Raw genomic sequence first — 23,766 nt, forward strand, 5'->3', positions numbered from 1 at the left:
TATAAAACTACTTAACAATCTTAATCACCCTGGTGGTATTTCCAGGAAGTCCCATTACCCTTACAAAATACACGCCGCTCTTTAACAATCTTCCATTTAATCCGAGATTTTGTTGCCATAATCCTTTAGAAACGCTTCCTACTTCACGCAGATAGATGATATTTCCGCTAACATCTGTTACAGAAATAGCCACTTTACTTGCGTTTTTGCCTAAATTCATCTTGATTGTAACGTCATCTGTAAACGGATTCGGATAGGCTTTCACTTTAACTTCATCATTATCAGCAGGTATTACTGGTTTAATGTCACCTGCAGATCTGCCTGTGGTATTTGCTATTCTGTTATTAAGTCCTGCCGGAGCCGGAGCACCTTGTATAGACATTCCATTCAGATAACCATAGCCGGTTGTTGAATAAACAGTCACATTAATGTTGCCTGAAGCATCCGGTGCCACATTGCTTATCTGTACTGAATTTGCAGTGTTTTTCCAGCCGCTTAGCTGCACCAGTTGATTACCAATCTTATAAACCGTATTTGTATTTGAGTTATAAGTTGTGCTTGGCACGAATACAAAGGTGTACACCATGCTCTGGTTCAATCCTGAGAACTGCATAATGGCTGTATCCTTATAGTCTAAGTAATAGAAACTCTTCAGTACATTATCAGGATAAATACCTGAGTTATTACCGGTTGTAGCACCTAGCAGGTTAGAACCGCTGAAGTTATCTATAATGGTCATGGTTATTCCGGTGCTTAATCCTTTATCGTTAACCAAATTTTCAAGTGTCAGGTCAGGCTCAGGAGGCGTATTTGTGTTGTTCCATCCAGCTTGTGCGGGCCCGCCTGTTGATCCGTCGTTAAAGTTGATGTTCAGATTGAATGCCCTGGTTCCAGCTGCCGCAATGTTGCTGTAGGGAGAGAAACCATTAACAGGATCCTTTGCTCTAACCTTATAGTAGTACACAGTGTTTGTAGCAAGACCAGCATCCGTATACGTTGTTGCATATGGCGCAGCGATGCCTATTTTCGTATAAGTACCGTTTGCAGATGTTGATCTCCAAACTTCTGTTGTATCAGCATCCAGGGAAAGCAGCTGCCAGTCAAGCCTGATCTTATCCGAAGCAGTGCTTGCTGCTGCTAACTGAGCAGGTGCATACGGAATACCATCAAACACATGCTGTTGAACTACCATTGCGTTGATTGTTTGGTAAACAGCACCGGCATCTCTGATGATGGTTATGTTAATGTTACCTGATGCATCAGGAGAAATACCATTTAACTGAACGGTCTTGGTTGTATTAGATGGTGACGCAGCCAATGAAACTGAACGACCGTTGATAGAATAGTTAACAATTCTTGTGTCGCCTGTGGTTGGGTTACCTGCACGCCCAGTAAAGAATATTACATCATACTTACGTGAAGATTGTAAACCAGACAATTGAATATGACGTCCGTTAGCAGATGAGTCATAATAGATTGTCTTCATTACATTGTCAGGATAAACACCTGTATTACTGTTGGTTGTTACACCTACTGTATTTGCTACCAACCATGAATCAACCAGCTTCATACTCATGCCGGTTGCTGAGCCTGTAGAGTCAACAAGAGGTAATGTGTAACCCGCGGCTATGTTACCGGCAGTATTATTCCATGGCAATGGCGCACCTGCACCTGTAGGAGCAGCGAAGTTGATGTATACTGACGGAATATATGGGTTAAGCGTAGTGCCACTTACTGAAGCAGAGAAGCCTGAATAAGCAGCATCTATTGAAGATCTCAACTGATAGTAATAAGTTGTGTTAGATGCCAATCCACCGTCAGTAAATGTAAGTGTAGTACCGGGAACAGTTCCTACTTTGTTGAATGAACCATTTGATGCTGTAGAACGCCAGATCTCAAATCCGGTTTCTTTACCATTACCAGTCCAGGTAAGTTTTATTTTATCCAGACCGATACCAGTTGCTGTAATGTTACCAGGAATCAACGGAGCGTCAGTAAGCGTTGTCGCATTAACAGGATTTCCAAATGCAGAAGAATTATTATTAACAACAGCTTTTACAATGTAGTAGTAAGTTACTCCTGATGCTAATGCAGTATCTGTATAAGTAAGTACATTACCAGCTACAGTTCCTTTCTTGTTATATGCACCATTAGCTGAAGGAGATCTCCATATTTCAAATCCTGTTTCAGTTCCGGAAGCTGCGTTCCATGTAAGTGTAATTTTATCATTTGCCACACCTGTAGCAGCTACATTAGTTGGAGGAGCTACCGTTGTTGTAGTATCTGCCGGAATTGATTGCAGAACCATTGCGTCGATAATGGTAGATAACGCACCAGCGTCTTTTGCAAGTGTTGCTTGTATTTGTCCATTCGCGTCGCCAGCTACATTATTGATCTGAGCAGTTTTACTAATGTTTTGTGCAATCGCCAACTGAACAGTTTGACCGCCGATAGTATATTTCATGATCCTGTTATCGCTAGCGGTTGGGCTACCTGCGCGGCTTGAGAAGAATATTACATTGTATTTATTACCAGCCGGAATATTGCTAAAAGTGATCAACCTTGAGCTTGCTGCGCTATAATACTGTGTTCTGATTACATTGTCCGGATAAATACCTAAACCATTAGGTATCGCACCGTTTGTATTTGAGCCATCCCACGCATCAACAAGTGTCATATTGATACCTGTAGATACGTTGTTCTCATCTTTCAGATTGCTTACCACACTACCTGCAGCAATTACACCTTTGGTATTGTTCCATGGCGCCGTTGGTTGGCCTCCTGTGGCAGGGTTGAAGTTGATGTAGATGCCAGTCAACGCTTTCTGAGTTACAACCAGGTTAAACAACTTGGTAGCCGAAGCACCGGTGCTGTTGGTTGCCATAATACCGATATTATTGTAAGTACCGGATTGAGACACTGCTGGTGAAATAAAGATAGAATATGAGTTATTGCCATTATCTATCAACGTTGCAAATGATGGCAAATTAACACCGGTTACTACATCGCCGGTATGCAGTGACCCACTCAGATTAACGGTAGTAGATGTACCTTCTGTTAATGTAACATCAGGAATAGAATCCAGGGATGGTGGCTGCGTATTGCTTACATTAATGGTGAATGTAGTAGAGTCCTCGCCGCCATGCTCATCCATTACATATACTTTTACAGAATTGCTCGTGCCCGCATCTGATGCATCTGGAGTCAAGATTAATTGTCCCTGCCCGTTACCTGTTGCTGTGTATGCAGCAAATGAAGGTAGCTGGCCAAACGTAATGCTGAGGTTTTCATCGTCGATATCAGTTGCATTGATATTAACAGAAGTTTGAACGCCCCAGTTCATGTTAACATTGTTGATATGCGAAATAACCGGTTTGTTATTAAGCGTTGTGGTTGTAGCCTCATTGCTATATGGAGAAGGTCCGGTTACATTCATCGCACGCACCTTATAGAAATAAGTAGTATTTGCAGTTACAGAAGAATCGTTGTATGCGGCAGCCTGACTGCCTTTTACTACCTTAATCAATGCGTAAGTTGTATTATCGTTAGTTGAACGATATACTTCGAAGTTGCTTGCCAAATTATCAGCCGGCGCCCAGGTTAACGCAGCAACCGAAGGGCTCGTTGCTGTTGCTACAAGATTGGTTGGAGCCTGCGGCGCACCCGGTAATGCTGTTGTGGTAGCATTAACTGGGTCTACCCGCAATACTGCATCAGGTATTGGAGCCTTAGCAATGTTCGGGCCTTTGTAGGATACAGTCAGAGATGCTCCGCCTGTTTTCTGGAAATAGTAAGTGCGGATGCTGTGTACCCCTGCAGTTAAAGTAACGTTACCGCTTTTTTCTTGTGCACCATGCGCACCATCATTATTCACAACGAGGTTTCCATCTATATACAAAGAGCTTCCGTCGTCACTTGTTGTGTAGAATGTATAAGCACCAGCTGTTTTAATATTAATCACACCGTCGTATCTAATGCCATAGTTTGTCTGCAGCGGACTAACACTCAGTAAAAAGTTTTCTATAGTGCCGCTACTTACCGGTGTACTGTTTGCAAAATCTGAGATCACATTAAAGCTACCTGTGTAGTAATTATATTTTAAGGTAAAAGTAGCATCATCGTTGAATGCAGATTCTCCATAAGGACCTACAGCTTTAATTCTGTAGAAATATTGAGTAGTTGGGGCAAGATCTGCACTATCCTTATACGACGTTGCGTTAGCAGGTGCCACACCCACTTTAAAGAACGGCCCGGTACCGGAAGTTGAACGATAGATCTCAAAGCCATTTTCGTTGTTGCTGTTATCGGTCCACGCCAGATTGATCTGGTTATAAGCGACTCCTGTTGCGGTTAGCCCTGACGGTCCTGCAGGCGCTGTTCCCGCTGGTACATAGCCATCTGTGAAGGCGCTATCTGGCACCGGTACAAATGTTGAACTTCCGGGTACTTTCCATAACAAACTGCAGCTTGCACCCCCACCCTGCTGGAAATACGCAATAGCGATGTTATGAATGCCAGCCGTCAGCGTTTTAGTTGCATCTTTGGTTCCGGCACTATGTATTCCATCGTAGTTAATTGTTGAAGGCCCTGTTTGTGTATAAGGCGTATCTACAAATAATTTGCTACCGTCATCAGAACTCAGTCTGAATGTATAAGAACCTGCTGCCGGGATTTTTAAATAACCCTGGAACAAATAACCAAAGTTAATAGCCTCAGTACTTCCTGAAATATCGACGTTGTGCACAACTCCCCGATCATCCGGAGTCATTGCGTTAAAATCAGGAAGAGCACTCCACTGGCCCATATAGAATTTGTAGTTCAATCCTCTAAGGCTTGTTGAAGCTGTCGCCTGGTTACTGGGGATAGAAACGTTTCCTGCAAAATCTCTAGCCTTAACGTAAATATTGTATGTATTAAATGAAGAAAGGCCGAAGATTTTGTAGGAGGTATCTTTTGATGTATATGATTTTATGCCATTGATATAAATATCATACGCAACAACGCCTACATCATCGGTAGATGAATTCCAGATAACATCAATCTCATTTTGAGAGGCTGCTGTTACCATAAAATCACCTGGCACCGTTGGAGCTGTTGTATCACGCAACGTGGTTGTACTTACGGCAATAGTAGGCTGAGAAGCGGCGTTGTTATTAATCGCCCTCAACATAAAGAAATATTTAGTTCCCGGATTGAGTTGACTAATAAGCGCGCCGGTTGCGTCTGTTGGTGCAATTTGCGCTAGCGTATACGGTCCGCCGGCACTGGTCGCCCTGTAAATTTCAAAACCGGTTTCATTATAGGCTGGAGCTGCTGTCTGGTTCCAGGTTAGTTGAACTGAGGTTTTGCTTAAGGCAGATGCATTAATACCTGTTGGTGCATCTGGTCCATTAGCTGCATTGCCATCTATAACTGTGAAAGGATCGGAAAAACTGCTCGAACAACCAAATTTCTCAGTAACCTTCACACGGTATTGCCCGGGAGTAGTTGCCGTAAGATTCCTGGTTGTGCTTAGCACAGTTGTTGAAGAGTCTTTCGTCCAGGCATAAGAAACATAACCGGCAGGAACTTCAATTCTCACTCCTGCACTACCGTCAAGAACAGGAAGTACTGCGCTGCTGTTTGCGCTTGCCATGATAACCGGAGGTATGGTAGTAGTTTTGATCTTAATAACTACCGGCGTTGGCGACCAGTCGGACCAGTTGTTACCATTAAGTATTCTACAATCATACGTACCTAAGGTTGTTGCAGTATACGTGTTACTGGTTGCACCTTGTATCGGATTTCCGTTAAGGCGCCATTGGTAACCGTCGAAACCTGCGGTTACACCCATAGTCGCGCTGATAGTGTCTGTAGGACAAAACTCAGTTCTGCCGCCCAGCACCCACGGATTAGATTTGTACTGCCTGAGCATAAACGGAAAATAATCCGGCTCGCCCCATGCATCGTACCAACAGCCATGGCCATCGTTTGGATAAATAGTTAGTTTATAGTTGCCACCGCTGTCAAGAATGCGTTGTCCCATTGCCTGAGAAACCTCCGGAAGCGGATCTGAATCCAATCCGCCCTGGAATTGCCAGATAGGAATGAATTTAAAGCTCTTAGTATAGTTGGCTACTTCAGAACCGGTTACAGTAGCGCTAATTGGTAAACCTGCTGCAACCGTTTTTGGAAACAGTTCCATGAACAGCCATGTTGCACGTCCACCTGCAGATAAGCCATCTGCATAAACTCTCCAGGGATCTGCTTTAGCTTGCGGAACAAGATATTTATTGATGAAATCATTCATTACTGCCAACTGGCCGTACCAGTTATTTTCCTGGCTTTGCGGATAAAGCAAAAAGCCATCAAACTGGCCATTATCAACTGCATTCATATGCAATTGCCCGCCATGATAAAGCTGAAGCTCATTATCATAGATGGTACCTTTTTCGCCAAGACCATGGTAAAACACAAAAACAGGATATTTCTTTCCGTCATTTACCCCTGCCTGATATGTCTTGGGGAATTTTAATCTGAACGCCACTCCGTTATAGAAGTAACATTTAAAAGAAGTGGTATTCCATTTAAGACGGTTGGTCTTAACCCATTTCACCAATGTACCATTGGCGGGAATAGTAGGAGGGTTACCGGGATCGTAAATTACAATCGGGTCAGTGGGGTCCAGTACACCTGTTTGCGATAATGCAGTTCCTGGTATAAAATAGGAAAATGCAAGCAGCAGCAAGGCAAGTATGTTCCTGCTTTTAGTTTTCATATTAAAAGGTTTGTAAAATTGCACCATATATATGCTAGTAGTTAAGTTTTATTATGATAACCGTTTATCACGCACAAGCAACTAACTAATCAAAGGCATTGGAATTAAGGAACAACTTACAGGTGAATTTCTTCACGACTAAAAAGCACTAAAGGAGATTGGAGAAAAAAAATACGGATATTCAGAGGATGAGTTTAAAGGCTTCGGGGGAACCTGGATTTCTTAGACTACCGCAAGATAGCCCTTTTTGCGTTATTCACAAATATTTTTTACATCGTTCACTGGGTTCATTGAAATCTTTTTTACAGTACTCACCTCTGGATTTATAGCTGGTTCAGCCTTAAGTCGCATAGTTTTATTTTTACTATACGAGAATAAAAACGACAACACATTATCTTTAATCAGGAGATTATAGGCGATTATCGGTATAGTAACGCCGGTTATCGTACCAACAACAAGCAGCAGATAAGCATTTTCGATTCCAAATATTCGCGCCAGCGCTATTCTTGTTGCAGCAGCAACCATCACGTGCATTACATAAATGTAAAGTGAATGAAATCCGATTACTCTTAAAAACCGGAAAATTTTTCGCTCCTGCAATTGAAAAGCAAGCGCGAACATGCCCAGAGACCCTACAAGCGCAATTCCAACCAACTGCAACTTGCCAAGATTGGTTACTGCTCCAAGCAGATGAAACGTCTCCGGATGATTGAGATAATATATCTGGGTGAAAACAAACAATGTAATTATTCCCAACAAAACAGCTGGCTTTTTGAGCAAACGCTGAGTTGATTCCTGAAAGAAAAGTGTTGAACAGGCATCACCTATTGCAAAACACAGGTAATAGGTCATCCAATCGGATAAAATTGAAATATCTTCAACGTATTGCGCACTAAAATAAAGAACAAAGCCCAGCGCCAACTGCATCCAGGTTTTAAGATGGAGTTTGGTTTTCAGCAAAATGTAAATAATAGTTGTATTAAATAGTGCAGGCAAATACCAGAAATGATCTAAAACATGCGGGTTGTATAAAATGTGGAGATAATCTTTGTATGATCTGTGTGCATTCGCAACGCCCGAAAACATTACCTGCAGGGTTATTTCAATAACGGACCATATTAAGTAAGGATAAATAAGGTTCTCGAATTTGATGGACAGAAATTTGTTCATCCCTCTTTTTCCAAAGCTTGATGATACAAACAAACCTGAAAGAATAAAAAACAATGGCATTCTAAAACTGAAAAACACCATGTTTGCTTTTTTTATCATTTCAGGAACCGGTATGCCAGAAACTTCAAGTCCGGCATAAACATGTTTGTTTACTACCAGAATGATAATAATTCCTTTAAGATAGTCAACCCACTCCATTCTGCTTTTAACCAAAACAGAAGTATTAAATGCTCTTGATAGCCATGTTTTCAAATTTTCAATCAATCCTTTCATTTTACGCAGTTTAATTAATCACAAAAGCCTTCAGAAGGGATACACGATTTCTCTCGAAACATACACGGACAAACCTGATGAATATTGGAAACTTAGCTTTAGAACCGCTAGAACCGGCTATTGTTACCATATCAATTTACAGATATGATTGACACTACTTCCTTCGATTTTTACATAGTAATTGAAATGGGATTGATAGGATAAAAGGACAGGACTAGGTAACCTGCAGTACGATACAATAAAGGAAATTATTAAAGAAACACCCAATATTACTAGTACGAACTGTTAAAACAAAAATAAACAAAAAAATAAATTATGCAAAAAAAAGGAGATGTTTATGTTTAATTTTAATCTATTGATTTCTAGACATTTTTCCATTGATTTTTATAATCTTATAACATCATTGCTTAACGACTAAATAAGTTTAAAATTGAAAGTTAACAATTGAAAACGAATACAAGAAGAAGACTCTCCGGTAACTATGCAATCTGTCTTTTCCATGTACACATTTTCAAATTCGCAACGCCCGGGCGGCATCCTTCATTTTCATATTTGCACATGGGCACATTCGCACAACCACACTATTTATAGGCAAAATATTTCTTCAACTTTAAGAATGGCATTTCAAGAAAACGGAAGCTGGCAATTGCGATGAGAATTGAAATACCTATGGTTAATATTCCCGTAAACGTTACGGCCATTGCTTCACTGTTAATATGCTTTAGTACAAAGGGATGAAAATGTTGATCAAGACTATTGAAAATAATATAGTGATAGATGTAAATGCCGTAAGAATATTTACCGAGGAAACGGAATAAAGAATGATCGCCCACACGTATTAGCGCTGACTTATTCGGCGACAATGAATAAAGAAGTATACATCCCGCAAAAATATCTACAAATGTAAAGATCGGATATAACCGCAGAAAAGTTCCGGTTCTGAAATATGCAAAACCAAGCAGCATACAGGTGAATGATGCTACTGCAATAACATTCAAATATTTTTCAAGCCATGCTTTATTATACCGGATAACAACCGCAATGATTGATCCTATGGCAAGTGAATCCATTCTCGAAAAAGTATTCATGTAAGGATACGGCTGAACCAAACCAAGTTTGAATCCCAGACTTACCCTGAAATACACACTAAATAAAATGATTCCGATACAGATTCTTACTATTTTTTTCGGACTGAAAAACTTGATAAGCAATGGCCAGAAAATATAGAACTGTTCTTCCACTGCGAGTGACCAGAAATGCACCATACTATGATTGATTTCTGGTAAGCCTTTTATAGAGAACAACCAGTTTTGCCCGTATAACCAAAACCAGGCCTGGTTCTTCGTATAAAAATCATAGTTAACGCCCATTATACCGGGAATAGTATAAGGTATTACCAGGAAAGAAATAGCAAGTACAAAATAGTATAAAGGAAACACCCTCAAAACCCTTCTTACAATATAGTTCTTGTAATAGTGCTGACTTTGTTTGGAATCAAGCAAGATACCTGTGATCAAAAAACCGGACATCACAAAAAACAGATCCATTGCAACCCAAAATGGTCTCGTGATCATATTAGGATAACAGTGTGCCAGCATAACGAGTATCACACCTACACCGCGCCACCCGTCAAAAGCAGGAATGTACTGTTTGTTATCATAGTCTATTTGTACGGGCGAAAAAAAACGTTTTTTCGTTGGTGTCGCAGATAGATCAATGTTCATGTAATTCAGTTTATCAGGTTGTTTATTTTCACAAGTACCAATTGTTTCGGATCACCGGTTAATTTCCGCGGCCTCTTGCAATATCTGCCGTTGAGCTCTCTCCCATGTGGCAGATTGCTCTCCTTTCATGTAACGGAAAAATCCTCTGATCACACATATATTCATAAATACAAAATACTGTAAGGGTTGTATCACCGGAATCTTTACACCCTTCGGTGAAAGCACACTGTTGAGAATCATCAGACCGTAAACAAATACCTGCATAACAAAAGCAATCTTGAATATCAGCTGATCACTTACAAAGAATAATGCCAGTGAGCTAAGCAATAACAGGACAAGGCAAAAAGGACAAACGGCCCAACGCAGCACCCTGTGTGAAATATATAAAAATGATGATTTACCGTGCCTGAAAATATTCAGCATAGGAAGCAATCGTGCCATTGATTGAAATCCGCCCGCGGCAATACGCACCTTTCTTTTGGCTTCTTCTTTTACAGAAGCAGAAGCTGTTTCTGTTGCATAGGCTCGCGGTTCATAATGAACGCGATAGCCTTGTTGAACAATGCGCATAGAGATCATGAAGTCATCAAGTATCGTATCCTCTTCTACATGCTGCCACAAATTCTTTCTTAATGAAAAGAGCTCGCCTGCTGCGCCAACAATTGTTTGATAAGTTGCATCCAGTTTTTTTAATGCAGATTCATACTTCCAGTATAGTCCTTCCTGTTTGGTTAAACCATCTGCAGACAATACCTTCTTCTCTCCTGCAACTGCACCTATTGTCTCATCCTGGTAATGCTTTGCAAGTTCTTTAATACAATCTTTGTTAAGCATTGTGTTGGCATCGCACATTACAAGAATGCCGTACTTTGCATATGGAACGGCCCTGTTTAAAGCTGCTGTTTTGCCACTTCTTTCAGACTTGTGCAATAATTCTATTTCGGGATAATTGCGGATAATATCCGGAGTTGAGTCCGTTGATCCATCCGTAATAAAGATCACTTGCAACCGGTCTTTCGGATAATCAAGCGCGAGTGTATTCAGTATTTTTTGCTCAACAAAGCTTTCCTCGTTGTATGCAGCTATAATCATTGTAACACCGGGCGCATCAACATCATAATCGTATGCCCTCCGTTTTGAAGATAGTTTGATTAAAACCCATGTAACTATTGCGTAGCCTACATAGTTATAAAACAGAAAAAATATGCTTAGCCAAAAGATAGTTTGCAACAATATGATCATCTTTTCTTAGTTAAAGGTTAACAGGAAGCCCGGATATTTACTTTCATTGAAAAGAATAATATTCTTAACACGAGTGGCTCATCAAAAAGATATGAGGATAGTTGATCTTTGTTACAAAAGGACAGTGAATTTTAAGAAATTGAGATTTTCGAAGGATTGTTAGACGTGAACCGTACTTTCACAAAAATAAAAAAACCTTTCAAAAAACTTACTTTTATCTAAACAAACCTTTGAAATTTTAAATACATGCTGACCAACAGGAATATTCTTTGCATCTCAAATCCTTTATGGGAAGGAGATTACGCGAAAACCATTGTTGAACTAATGAAAGTATTGGCCAGAAAAAACAAAGTGCTTTACATTGATAATCCGTACACTGTTAAAGATCTCATCGACGGGGTAAGGCATAAAAACGGGTTCCCGGTGAAGCGTACACTGGGTTTGGAAAAAAGATTACGAAAAATTATTACAGAGACCGGCGAGGAAGTTTATGTGCTTACTCCGCCGCTTACACTCACCATTAATTTTTTGCCACGCGGAACAATGTATAAAAAGCTGTTGCAGCTAAACGGATGGATCACCACAAGAAGCATTAAAAAAGCGTTGGCAGAATTAAACATGAATGACGATCTGATCGATATAGTTGCCTTTAATCCCGGCATCGGTATGCATGCGGGAAGAAACTTTAATGAAAAGTTGTTGATCTATCATTGCTATGATGCAATTGAAGCAGCTAACTGGATGAAGAAGCATGGTCCCTGGCAGGAAAAAGAATTCATGAAGAAAGTTGATGCCACCATTGTTACTTCACAAGGATTGTATGAAAAGAAAAAAGGATTTACCAAAAACTGTTTTCTTGTAAAAAACGCGGTGAATATAGACTTGTTTAAAAAGGCTTTTACTCCCGAGATCCATAATAAAAAAACCGTCGGCTATATCGGCAGTATTGATGACCGTCTTGACTATGAACTGCTGGAACATGTTATCGGCAGCATGCCTGATATTGATTTTTTGTTTGTGGGAAGGATCGTTGATGAGAACGGAGAAAAAGTACTTCGAAAATTCAGCAATGTTAAACTGGAAGGCGCCAGGCCTGTGAGCTCATTACCGGGCTATTTAAGCCGCTTTTCGCTCGGAATAATACCATTTGCCAAAAATGAGTTTACCAAGGGAATTTACCCCCTTAAAATCAACGAATACCTTGCTGCCGGAGTTCCGGTAGTTACCACTGACTTCAGCTATCTGAACGAGTTCGAAAATGTAGCGAGAATTGCCTCTTCAAAAGAACTTTTCAAAAATTTCATTGAAGAAGAACTGGCCACTGATACACTTGAAAAAAAGAAGGAACGTCTTGCAGTTGCAGAGAGCAATTCGTGGGAAACCAGGGTTGAAGAGATTTCGGATATCATTATGAAGCTGGAATCTAATGGACAATTGAAAGTTGAAAATTGAAAATGAATGTGCGAATGTGCAAATGTGCAAATGAGTAAATGTGCAAATGCGAAAAAATTTTTACAGGCTTAGCCTGTCGGATCCATTGTAAAAAAACCTGCAGAAAATGTACACCTTCGCCTATTCGCACATTTGCACATTCGCACATTAATGCATCTTGTTCTCATACCATTCCACTGCTTTCTTTTCTTCGATTTTTAAAAATGGATCTTTCCCCCGGTTGTAATCATTGCCATCTGTCCATTGCAGTTTTATAAGTTTTTCTTTTAACGCCTGGTATTCTTCTCTTACCTCAGGATGAACACGCAGGTAATCCCGGAACGCAATATGCCGCAGCCAATGTTCTGAAGCAATAGGAATTACATGTATATGTGCAATGCGTAGGGCATGATCATGCAGTTTTTCCGGAATATCATCTGTCACGCCAATACAGGCAGGCACTCCTAAATCAGCTGGCTTTTCTCTAAGTAAGATAAAGAAGCGCCGGTACGGCATATCTGTATTGTATTTATCGTAATAAACATAATTGTTTCCTGCAAGCAATTCAGGCACTTTATTCAAATCGTCTTCGTGCTTTAAACCTACCAAAACATCTATAACGGGCTTCGCTGAAAGCCCCTCTACCGAAGTGCTGCCTATGTGATCAATGGCCACCTGCAAAGAACCTAATAATTCATCAAGCTCATGTTTGATCGCATCAAACTGCTCTTTCCATTTTGAATTATAACTTTCGAACGGTAAAATCATAGCTTAAAAATACGGAAGGTAGTGTAGAAGTGCAGGCAGAATATAAGAATAAGGATAAGGGCAAATATCAAACGCACAAGCTTCAAGAGAATGAGAATAAAAGATTAAAAATCTTTCTTCTTCCCCAAAAGTGTACAAGTGAAGTTGTCTGCCAAGTTTTAAGATGGTTTATTTTTTAATTACGAAGATTAAGCAGAAGCTGTGTAATCCCGCAGGGATGGAATTATTATAGCAAAAGCCAAAACCACGCCTAAAACCCCGAAGGGGTGACATTTTATTATGCCACCCCTTCGGGGTTAAATTCAGGTAGATATCCTCCTATAATAATTCCATCCCTTCGGGATTTCCTTGACGGAAGTGTGTCTATCGCGACTCATTTGTTGAATTTAGTCCCACAACCAGATTAAAAAATGAACGGGATTTTGCTAATCGTACATTTCCAACATTTTTAAGATCAGACATTCTCACGTCAGCCGTCAGCAATTCCATGCACTGTCAAATTTGATCACCTTTTATCGCGCATTTGCACATTCACATTTGCATATCTGCACATTTACATATCTGCACATTTGCATATTCGCACATTGTCAATTTTCAATTCTCCACTATCAATTAAAAAAGGCTGCTCTTGCGAGACAGCCTTTTTATCAAGTTATATTCAGATTGAAACTATTCGAATTTCAGGTCCAGACCTAAACCTCTCAACTCGTGAACTAACACGTTGAATGACTCAGGAATACCTGCTCTTGGAATGTTTTCACCTTTAACGATAGACTCGTAAGTTTTCGCACGTCCGATGATATCATCTGACTTAATGGTTAACAGTTCCTGTAAGATGTTAGCTGCACCATATGCTTCAAGTGCCCAAACCTCCATCTCACCAAAACGCTGACCACCAAACTGAGCCTTACCACCTAACGGTTGCTGTGTGATCAAGCTGTATGGTCCGATAGAACGCGCGTGCATCTTATCGTCAACCATGTGGTGAAGTTTGATCATGTAGATAACACCCACGGTCGCTTTCTGGTGGAAACGTTCACCGGTTTCACCATCCTGCAGGTAAGTGTGACCCATCATTGGCATGCCAGCCTTCTGGCAGTACTCAGCAATTTCATCAGGGGTAGCTCCGTCAAAGATTGGAGTAGCGAACTTAACACCCAGTTTTTTACCAGCCCAGCCAAGGATAGTTTCATAGATCTGTCCAAGGTTCATACGGGAAGGTACGCCCAGCGGGTTCAATACGATATCAACAGGAGAACCATCTTCAAGGAAAGGCATGTCTTCAGCACGTACGATCTTAGCAACGATACCTTTGTTTCCGTGACGACCCGCCATCTTATCACCCACTTTCAGCTTACGCTTAACAGCCAGGTAAACTTTAGCAAGTTTCAATACACCAGCAGGTAATTCATCACCTATTGAGATATTGAATTTCTCTCTCTTGTAACGGCCTAATTCTTCGTTGTATTTGATGTTGTAGTTGTGCAACAGTGTATTGATCAGATCATCGGTTTCAGCATCGCTTGTCCAGCCTAACGGATTAACGTTCTGGTAGTCGATAGAAGCCAGATTTTTCGGATTGAACTTAGCACCTTTACCAATCAGCATTTCACCGAAGTTATTGCTTACACCAGCTGAAGGCTTGTCTTTCAACAATGTCTGCAACTTGCTCAACAATACTTCCATCAGGTCGCTTGTATTCTTTTCGTGAACTTTCTCTACTTTTTCAAGCAATGATTTTTCACGAACTTTTGAGTTCTTGTCTTTCTTGGCGCGTTGGAACAATTTCTTGTCGATAACCACACCTTCAGTACCGTTCGGAGCTTTCAGAGAAGCATCTTTTGCATCGCCGGCTTTATCACCGAAGATCGCACGTAACAGTTTTTCTTCCGGTGTAGGATCACTTTCACCTTTAGGAGTGATCTTACCGATCAGAATATCACCTTCTTTAACCGTTGCACCAATACGAATGATACCATTCTCATCAAGATCTTTGGTAGCTTCTTCTGATACGTTCGGAATGTCTGGTGTTAATTCTTCCTCACCCAATTTAGTATCACGAACTTCCAGCTCATATTCTTCAATATGGATAGAAGTAAATAAATCTTCACGAACAACTTTCTCACTGATTACGATCGCATCCTCAAAGTTGTAACCTTTCCAAGGCATGAATGCCACCTGCAGGTTACGACCCAATGCAATTTCACCATCTTTAGTTGCGTAGCCTTCAGTTAAGAAGTCGCCTCTCTTCACCTGCTGTCCTTTTTTAACAGCCGGACGAAGGATGATTGAAGTTGATTGGTTGGTTTTGATGAATTTGGTTAATCTGTAAACTTTCAGATCATCTTCGAAGCTTACCAAACGTCCAAGATCATTTCTGTCGTAACGAACATGGATTTCTTTAGCATCAACAAATTCAATCACACCATCACCCTCAGCGTGGATCTGGATACGTGCATCACGTGCAGCTTTTCCTTCCAGACCTGTACCAACGATTGGTGCTTCAGGACGGATCAAAGGAACTGCCTGACGTTGCATGTTTGATCCCATCAGTGCACGGTTGGCATCATCATGCTCCAGGAACGGAATCAATGAAGCACTCAAACCTACGATCTGGTTAGGAGCCACGTCCATATATTCAACTTCACCCTTTTCAAGGATTGGGAAGTCACCGGTTTCACGGCTTACAATTCTGTCTTCAACAAAATTGCCTTTCTCATCCAGTTCAGAGTTACTCTGTGCGATCTTAGCTGTATCTTCTTCTTCTGCACTCAGGTAAGTCAGTTCTTTCAGGTCAACTTTACCTTCATCCACCTTACGGTATGGAGTTTCGATAAAGCCCATCTCGTTGATCTTGGCGTGAACGCAAAGTGTAGAGATAAGACCGATGTTCGGACCTTCCGGAGTTTCAATTGTACAAAGACGGCCGTAGTGAGAATAGTGCACGTCACGAACCTCAAAACCCGCTCTCTCACGGCTAAGACCTCCTGGGCCTAACGCTGAGATACGGCGTTTGTGTGTGATTTCACTTAACGGGTTTGTCTGATCAAGGAACTGGGATAACTGAGATGTACCGAAGAATGAGTTGATCACAGAAGAAAGTGTTCTTGCATTGATCAGATCAACAGGAGTAAATACCTCGTTATCACGAACGTTCATTCTTTCACGTATGGTACGGGCCATACGTGCCAGACCAACGCCAAACTGAGCATACAACTGCTCGCCTACAGTACGTACGCGACGGTTGCTCAGGTGATCGATATCATCAATTTCAGCCTTACCGTTGGTTAAACGTACCAGGTATTTGATGATCTCGATGATGTCTTCTTTAGTTAACACCTTGGTTTTAAGATCGGTAGTCACAGCCAGTTTGCGGTTGATCTTGTAACGGCCAACTTCACCCAGGTCATAACGTTTGTCACTAAAGAATAATTTATCAATGATACCACGTGCAGTTTCATTATCCGGAGCATCAGCACCACGCAATTGGCGGTAGATGTGCTGAACCGCTTCCAGCTCACTGTTTGAAGTATCTTTGTTCAAAGTGTTGTAGATGATTGCATAATCACCACCAACATCTTCTCTCTGAACGAAAATGCTTTTTACTTCCAGGTCGGAAATATTATCAATAGCCTCTTCATCAAGGATCGTATCGCGTTCCATAACGATTTCGTTACGTTCGATAGATACAACTTCCCCGGTATCTTCATCCACAAAGTCTTCCACCCATGTTCTTAGTACGCGGGCAGCAAGCTTTTTACCAACATGCTCCTGAAGGCTTTTCTTATCAGCTTTAACTTCAATCGCCATTCCGAACAGTTCAAGGATGTCCTTATCTGTTTCGAAACCGATTGAACGCAATAAAGTTGTTACGGGGAATTTTTTCTTACGGTCAATGTAAGCATACATCACATTGTTGATGTCTGTAGCAAACTCCATCCACGCACCTTTGAACGGGATCACTCTTGCAGAGTAGATCTTGGTTCCGTTGGGGTGAACTGACTGACCGAAGAATACACCAGGTGAACGGTGTAACTGAGATACAACAACACGCTCAGCACCATTGATAACAAAGGTACCGCGCGGAGTCATGTAAGGGATATTACCCAGGAATACATCCTGAACGATTGTCTGGAAGTCAACGTGTTCTTCATCATTACAACTTAAGCGCAGCTTGGCTTTTAATGGCACAGCGTACGTTAAGCCACGCTCCATACACTCTTCGATAGTGTAACGCGGAGGATCAATAAAATAATCCAGGAATTCCAGCACGAAGATGTTACGTGTATCTGTGATAGGAAAGTTTTCCTTAAATACGCGGAACAGGCCTTCGTTATTACGCTTATCCGGGGTGGTTTCTAACTGGAAAAATTCTCTGAAAGATTCTAACTGAATGTCTAATAGATCAGGAGTTTCAGCAAGGTGTTTTGTTTTACCGAAGCTGACCCTGTTTTGAACTTTAGTTGATGACATATCTGTATTTAACCGGTTTTGTCTAATAACTTTTGAGACTTTCAGTGTTTGGCAGCTATAATATTAAAATGGCCATTATTATAATGTCAAACTGCTAATTATCCCAAAATAAAAGGATGGCAAAATTAATCATTGTACGCGAACAAGCAAAATCAATTTTAAATGTAAGGGATTGGGATTAGATAACAAGGGATTTTTAACAAATTAATTTGATTTTTTTGTCTGGATCGGGATTTATTGGATTTGAGGATTGTTGGATGGGGTACGGCATTATAAGAAGTACAGTCTTTTCATTGCTGGTTTGAAGAATTCCCAAATCCTGTAAAAAGAAAAATCTTTTAATCTATAAATCCCATAAATCCAAATCCCGACGATATCCAAATTTTATTTCACTTTTTTCACCCCGCTATCAAACCCCACCGTCTTCATAATTCCTATTAATATAGTTTTCCATATGATGCTGAAAAAGGACTTGTGGACGTCTCGCCGGTAATATGCCGATGCTTTGCGGACGGGGGTATTTTTCTCTGGATTGGAGGGGATCAGCACAAAACTATTGGCAATAAAGCTTAAAAAGCCGCGCTTTTTCAACTTATCACCGTCTTGTTTGAGCGCTGCAATTTGCAGATCATCATATTTAAGGACAACGGTTCCTCTTCCGTTATAGTTTGTCCCGTCAACATGTACATCCATGCCCTTTATTGTCGCTTTTTCAACTCCAAACATGCCTAAGGGACGTGTGGCTTTATCGAATGCTCTGCCATCCATCGGATGCAGAAAGGCATCAACTGAAAAAATACCGTCTTTAGCCTTATCAAGATAGAATTTGAATATTGCATCCAGTTTCCCCTCCCCCATTGGCTTTGCACTTGCATCAAGTTTCATTATATTGTTTTGGGCTATAAGTTGCGGGTCATTCGTAATATTCTCGAGTGTCCCGTTAATATCTTTAAAACTTACTTCTCCTTTTTCGTCCGTTTTAGGATTAAACTCCTGGTAACTAAGATCAAAATTGGTGACCTTCAGCCTTTTCAGATTGATAGGAAAAGGTGACTTCATAAGCAGTTGATGAGGGAAGTTTCCCACTTTAGACCTGGGAAACGGCGGAAGACTTCTATCAGTATAAACCTCAAGAGAGCCATTGTTCATATGCACTTCATCAGCCCTGAAATAGTCGGAAGAAGCGATGCTCCACCAGCTTATTTGTTTTAACTCTACGGTTTTAAACTGGCCGGTGTACCGTTCTTTTATAAATTTCAATTTGTTCCTGAACGCTTTGTTTGTTCCGTTTGGTTTTATATAAAAATTGCTTATCAGTACATTTTTTTCTGAAGCATTAATGGTGATGGAATCAAGGCCAATCAGGTAGAGGCTATCTTTTGTGCGAAACTTAAGATCCTGAAGTGAAATAAGCGCCTGCTTTGAATACATGAAGCGGGTGGAATCAATTGCAGCTACCGAATCAATTAAAACATCGTCCAGCAGAAAATTTACATTCCTAAACTTGCTGGTCTTCTGTACCGTGTCATTGCTCAGTGTGTGCAACTGCACATTCATATCAAGTATTTGTACCTTATTAATAGCCAGATGATTCATTTGCTTCGCGATGCGTATCCGCAGCGTACTGAGTTTTAACCTGTCTGCCGAATCTTGTTTGGGCGTTTTTGCGTGAAACACTTCAACAGAAGGCTGACGCACATGTAGCACGTTCAGATCCACATTTTTGTTAGAAGTAAAGTCTGCAATATTTAATCCGTCAACAACCAATGAATCAAGGCTTACTTTAAAAATATCTTTGGGCGCATTGCCGGTATTGCGCATCTTCTGAAGTACGGTTGTATCTGGTGTTAAGACGATCTTTGTGACTGTTAACCTTGAGTCGATAACGTCAGCAATAAGTGTATCGAAAGTTAACCGGTACAGGCTGTCCGAACCTTTTAAAACAAGTGATTGAAGCTTCTCTCTGATTAATGGATTGAAATCGGTGAGTTTCCTGTTTTTCAAATAAAAAAACAGGCCAATGGCCAGAGCAATTAATATCCCTCCTCCTATAAGTAACGCTTTCTTCATGCCAACATTAATTCTAAAACTATACCAAGGCCAGCCCGGGCTATTGTGCATTAAGCCTGCGAGGTTATTCTTACCTGGCTGATAATGCCCGCTTTACAGACATAAACGAAATAAGCAGGAAAAGGTTGGAATTGAATATGGAGATGTTAGTCTGATGTTAATACAACTGAAAAGAAACCACTTGTTATTTCGGGGTATAAAGGTTTCGTTACGGAAAATTTAGCCGCACTGTGAACGAAAAATTGCACATTGGCATGATGATAAGGCTTGCGCCCTAGTCCACAGGGCGTTGCCCTGTGCTTGTGCTAATCGCCCTTTCAGGGCTTGAAAATAGCAGCGCTGAAAAACTCACAAAGCGTGATCAGTCCTAACACCAGCGTTCTTTCTGTGCTTATCTGAAATTGAACATAAAGTTGAGTTGGTGCGCCCGCATGTTTATGCCGGATCCTCTTTCTGGCTAATTGAAAACTGTGCTAAGGGCCTGATCCAAATGCTCCTTTAACAGATTACTGCATGCATTTAATGTGCCTTTCTCATCTTTCACTATTCACTATTGACCATTCACTATCTGACTCTATTGCTATGAACGTGCCTAAATAAAAAGCCCCGTTCCATTCAGAACGAGGCCCTTTATAAAGTAAGATATAGCTAATTATTTTACTTCAACGTCAGCACCAGCTTCTTTCAGTTTAGCTGCGATTTCATCAGCTTCTGCTTTAGAAACGCCTTCTTTAACTGGTTTTGGAGCGCCGTCTACTAATTCTTTAGCTTCTTTCAGACCTAAACCTGTTAAGTCTTTAACGATTTTAACTACGTTCAGTTTGCTAGCACCACCGCTGATCAATACTACATCAAATGCAGTTTTTTCTTCAACTTTAGGAGCATCGCCACCACCAGCAGCTACTACTACTGCTGCTGCAGCTGGTTCAATACCGTAATCAGCTTTTAATACATCAGCTAATTCCTGTACTTCTTTTACTGTTAAGCCTACTAGTTGTTCGGCTAAAGCTTTTACGTCTGCCATAATGTTTAAATTTTTTCCGGCTTCATATCCGCCAGGCGGATCCGTCGGACTGTTTAAAAAAATTTGATTTTATTGATTTGAAATCAGCAATATTATTTGATTGCCTTTTTCAGTTAATCCAAAATTGAAAACTATTCAGCTGCTGGTTCTGCAGTAGCGCCTTCAGCCTGTTTTTCGTGGTGGTGCAACAAAGCAGCCAGAACACGTTTAGCAGGAGACTGCAACAAGCCGATAACTTCGCCGATAAGCTCGTTCTTCGTCTTGATCTGAGTTAATGCTTTCAGGTTATCGTCACCAGCATAGATATCGCCGTTGATGAAAGCTGCTTTTAACTCAGGTTTTGTACCGTTGCTATCCTTACGGAAACCTGCTAAAATCAAAGCTGGTTCTTTAGGATTTTCAGAGAACATCAACGCAGTTACGTTGTGCAGAGAATCATAAACGCCAGAATATTTTTCAGCGTCGATTGATTCAAGCGCCTTGCGGATCAAAGTGTTTTTAGCCACTTTCATTTCCACTTGCTTATCAAAACAAGCACGGCGTAATTTTGTGATCTGTGCTACTGTTAAAGATTCTGTATCTGTAACGTAGAAGTTATTGTACTGACTGAATTTCTCTTTCAGAACTTCAATCACCTCATTTTTTTGATCTTTGGTCATAACTAACTTTTAAGAACCCGGGTCATCTCCCTTTCAGGATCACCAGGATTAGTTCATTAATGCTTTTGTTTCAATTGTAATACCGGGGCTCATTGAGCTTGCCATGCTAACACCTTTCAGGTAGATACCTTTAGCTGCAGATGGTTTCAGCTTAATGATGGCGTTAACCAGTTCTGTAGCGTTTGCAGCAATTTTATCAGCAGAGAAAGATACACGGCCGATAGAAGCGTGAACAATACCAGCTTTGTCAACTTTGAAAGCGATTTTACCGCCTTTTACTTCATTAACAGCAGCTGCTACATCGTTGGTAACAGTACCGGTTTTAGGGTTTGGCATCAGGTTACGAGGACCTAACACTTTACCTAATTTACCTATTTTAGGCATTACTGCAGGCGTAGCGATGATAACATCGATATCTGTCCAGCCGCCTTCAATTTTTTGGATGAACTCATCCAAGCCAGCGAAGTCAGCGCCTGCTGCAGTAGCATCAGCAACTTTATCAGGAGTACAAAGAACTAATACACGTTTTGTTTTACCAGTACCGTGAGGTAAGGTTACAGTACCACGAACCTGCTGATCAGCTTTCTTAGGATCAACTCCCAGGCGGATGTGCAGATCCACAGAAGCATCAAACTTAGTGGTATTGATATCTTTAACAAGAGCAGATGCGTCTTTTAAAGAGTAGATTTTATTTTTATCGATTTTCGCGTCCGCTACTTTTCTTTTTTTGGTAATTTTTGCCATTTCAATTCAGTTTTAGGAGTTTAATTAATTGTCCCAGGGAGCGGCACCTTCAACATTAAGACCCATAGAACGGGCAGTACCTGCAACCATTTTCATCGCGCTTTCAATTGTAAAGCAGTTAAGATCAGGCATCTTGTCTTTAGCGATAGCTTCAACCTGAGCCCAGGTAACTTTACCTACTTTAGCACGATTGCTTTCTTTAGAACCTTTCTGAATTTTTGCGGCTTCCATTAACTGAACAGCAGCTGGAGGAGTTTTGATAACAAAGTCGAAAGACTTGTCAGTATAAACTGTGATTAAAACAGGAAGTACTTTTCCCATTTTATCCTGAGTTCTTGCATTGAACTGTTTGCAGAACTCCATGATGTTAACACCCTTACTACCAAGGGCAGGACCTACCGGAGGCGCAGGATTGGCTTGACCGCCTTTTACCTGCAACTTTACGAAACCAGAGATTTCTTTTGCCATTGTCTACAATTTAATTGGTTCAAACGTCTTTCAGCTTTTATAGCTTCCTGACTCCCAAATTCAATTATTCTTACTAAAAAAGAACTTTTTGGGGACGCAAAGGTAGTAAAAGGATTGGAAAAAACAAGAAGGAAATCATTTTTATGTAAGATGTACCGCGAATATGTACGATGTACGATTTTGGATGTACGATTTTAGGTGTACGATATGGGTCAAGTGCATGTTCCTATAACTCAACTCAATAAAAATGATTACTTTAAAGCATCAAAGATATAATGATGGCAACATACCGCTTAGAAATTCAGGAAATCATTCCCAGAACACACAATGTTAGAACTTACAGGTTTGAAAAACCTGCTGGTTTTCAATTTGTTCCGGGACAGGCGGCCGACGTCTCACTCCTTAAGGAAGGTTGGGAAAAAGAAGTACGGCCTTTTACATTTACCTGTCTCCCATCAGCCGGCTATCTGGAATTCACCATTAAATCTTACACGGATCATAATGGAGTGACCAACGAGCTGTTTCATGCCCAAACGGGCGATCACCTGGAAATTTCCGATGCCTGGGGTGCCATTGAATACAAAGGTGAAGGTACTTTTATTGCGGGCGGCGCGGGTGTAACGCCTTTTATTGCCATTTTCAGATACCTGAAAGAGACAAGCCAGCTTGGCAATAATAAATTGCTATTTTCCAACAAGACTTCAAAGGACATTATTTTAAAGGAGGAGTTTGAGGAAATGCTTGGAGACAATTTTGTCAATATCATTACAAATGAGACTGTAAGCAGCCCGTTAATTACAGGAAGAATTAATAAGGAATACCTGACACAACATATAAAGGATTTCTCGCAGCATTTTTATGTATGCGGCCCGGATGCTTTTACCGAAAGTATTTTACAGGCGTTAAAAGAATTAGGGGCAAATGCAGAAGCCCTTGTCTTCGAAAAATAAAAAATGGGCTTAC

At 40.8% G+C, this 23,766-nt stretch carries 13 protein-coding genes; 2 read left to right on the top strand and 11 right to left on the bottom strand.

Translation table 11 applies throughout. The features are described from left to right. Positions 1-7: 7 nt before the first annotated feature. From QTN47_RS08480 to QTN47_RS08495, 4 genes are all read right to left on the bottom strand, one after another. Positions 8-6,757, bottom strand: coding sequence for a fibronectin type III domain-containing protein (locus QTN47_RS08480; RefSeq protein ID WP_369328918.1), 6,750 nt, complete (start codon positions 6,755-6,757; stop codon positions 8-10). Between the two features lie 252 nt (positions 6,758-7,009). Further along, complete coding sequence (locus QTN47_RS08485; RefSeq protein WP_369328919.1) at positions 7,010-8,200, bottom strand: acyltransferase family protein; 1,191 nt, start codon at positions 8,198-8,200, stop codon at positions 7,010-7,012. Positions 8,201-8,781: 581 nt separating this feature from the next. Further along, positions 8,782-9,924: an acyltransferase family protein gene (locus QTN47_RS08490; protein WP_369328920.1), complete on the bottom strand. Its 1,143-nt coding sequence runs from the start codon at positions 9,922-9,924 to the stop codon at positions 8,782-8,784. Between the two features lie 51 nt (positions 9,925-9,975). After that, the gene (locus tag QTN47_RS08495) at positions 9,976-11,166 is read right to left on the bottom strand and encodes a glycosyltransferase family 2 protein (protein WP_369328921.1); all 1,191 of its coding nucleotides are present in this window, start codon (positions 11,164-11,166) and stop codon (positions 9,976-9,978) included. Between the two features lie 246 nt (positions 11,167-11,412). On the opposite strand from QTN47_RS08495, the gene QTN47_RS08500 reads away from it, so the two are divergent. Beyond that, entirely contained in the window at positions 11,413-12,618 is a 1,206-nt protein-coding gene (locus QTN47_RS08500) for a glycosyltransferase (RefSeq protein WP_369328922.1), read from the top strand. A gap of 147 nt (positions 12,619-12,765) precedes the next feature. Here QTN47_RS08500 and QTN47_RS08505 read toward each other — a convergent pair whose 3' ends face one another. The 7 genes from QTN47_RS08505 to rplK form a co-directional block, all read right to left on the bottom strand. Beyond that, complete coding sequence (locus QTN47_RS08505) at positions 12,766-13,365, bottom strand: GrpB family protein (RefSeq protein ID WP_369328923.1); 600 nt, start codon at positions 13,363-13,365, stop codon at positions 12,766-12,768. Between the two features lie 669 nt (positions 13,366-14,034). Continuing rightward, entirely contained in the window at positions 14,035-17,838 is a 3,804-nt protein-coding gene (gene rpoB, locus QTN47_RS08510) for a DNA-directed RNA polymerase subunit beta (protein ID WP_369328924.1), read from the bottom strand. Positions 17,839-18,222: 384 nt separating this feature from the next. After that, a complete protein-coding gene (locus tag QTN47_RS08515; protein WP_369328925.1) occupies positions 18,223-19,908 on the bottom strand; it encodes a hypothetical protein in 1,686 nt (561 codons plus the stop codon). A 652-nt stretch (positions 19,909-20,560) separates the two neighbouring features. Next, complete coding sequence (gene rplL, locus QTN47_RS08520) at positions 20,561-20,932, bottom strand: 50S ribosomal protein L7/L12 (protein ID WP_369328926.1); 372 nt, start codon at positions 20,930-20,932, stop codon at positions 20,561-20,563. Between the two features lie 131 nt (positions 20,933-21,063). Next, on the bottom strand, positions 21,064-21,591 hold the full coding sequence (rplJ, locus tag QTN47_RS08525; protein ID WP_369328927.1) for a 50S ribosomal protein L10: 528 nt from the start codon (positions 21,589-21,591) through the stop codon (positions 21,064-21,066). A 48-nt stretch (positions 21,592-21,639) separates the two neighbouring features. Beyond that, a complete protein-coding gene (gene rplA / locus QTN47_RS08530; protein WP_369328928.1) occupies positions 21,640-22,335 on the bottom strand; it encodes a 50S ribosomal protein L1 in 696 nt (231 codons plus the stop codon). Positions 22,336-22,359: 24 nt separating this feature from the next. After that, the gene (rplK, locus tag QTN47_RS08535; protein ID WP_369328929.1) at positions 22,360-22,803 is read right to left on the bottom strand and encodes a 50S ribosomal protein L11; all 444 of its coding nucleotides are present in this window, start codon (positions 22,801-22,803) and stop codon (positions 22,360-22,362) included. A gap of 278 nt (positions 22,804-23,081) precedes the next feature. Between rplK and QTN47_RS08540 the strand changes: the two genes are divergently transcribed. Beyond that, entirely contained in the window at positions 23,082-23,753 is a 672-nt protein-coding gene (locus tag QTN47_RS08540) for an FAD-binding oxidoreductase (RefSeq protein ID WP_369328930.1), read from the top strand. Positions 23,754-23,766: the final 13 nt, after the last annotated feature.

This window comes from Danxiaibacter flavus, from assembly GCF_041060425.1.
GTDB classification, from domain to species: Bacteria; Bacteroidota; Bacteroidia; order Chitinophagales; family Chitinophagaceae; genus Danxiaibacter; species Danxiaibacter flavus.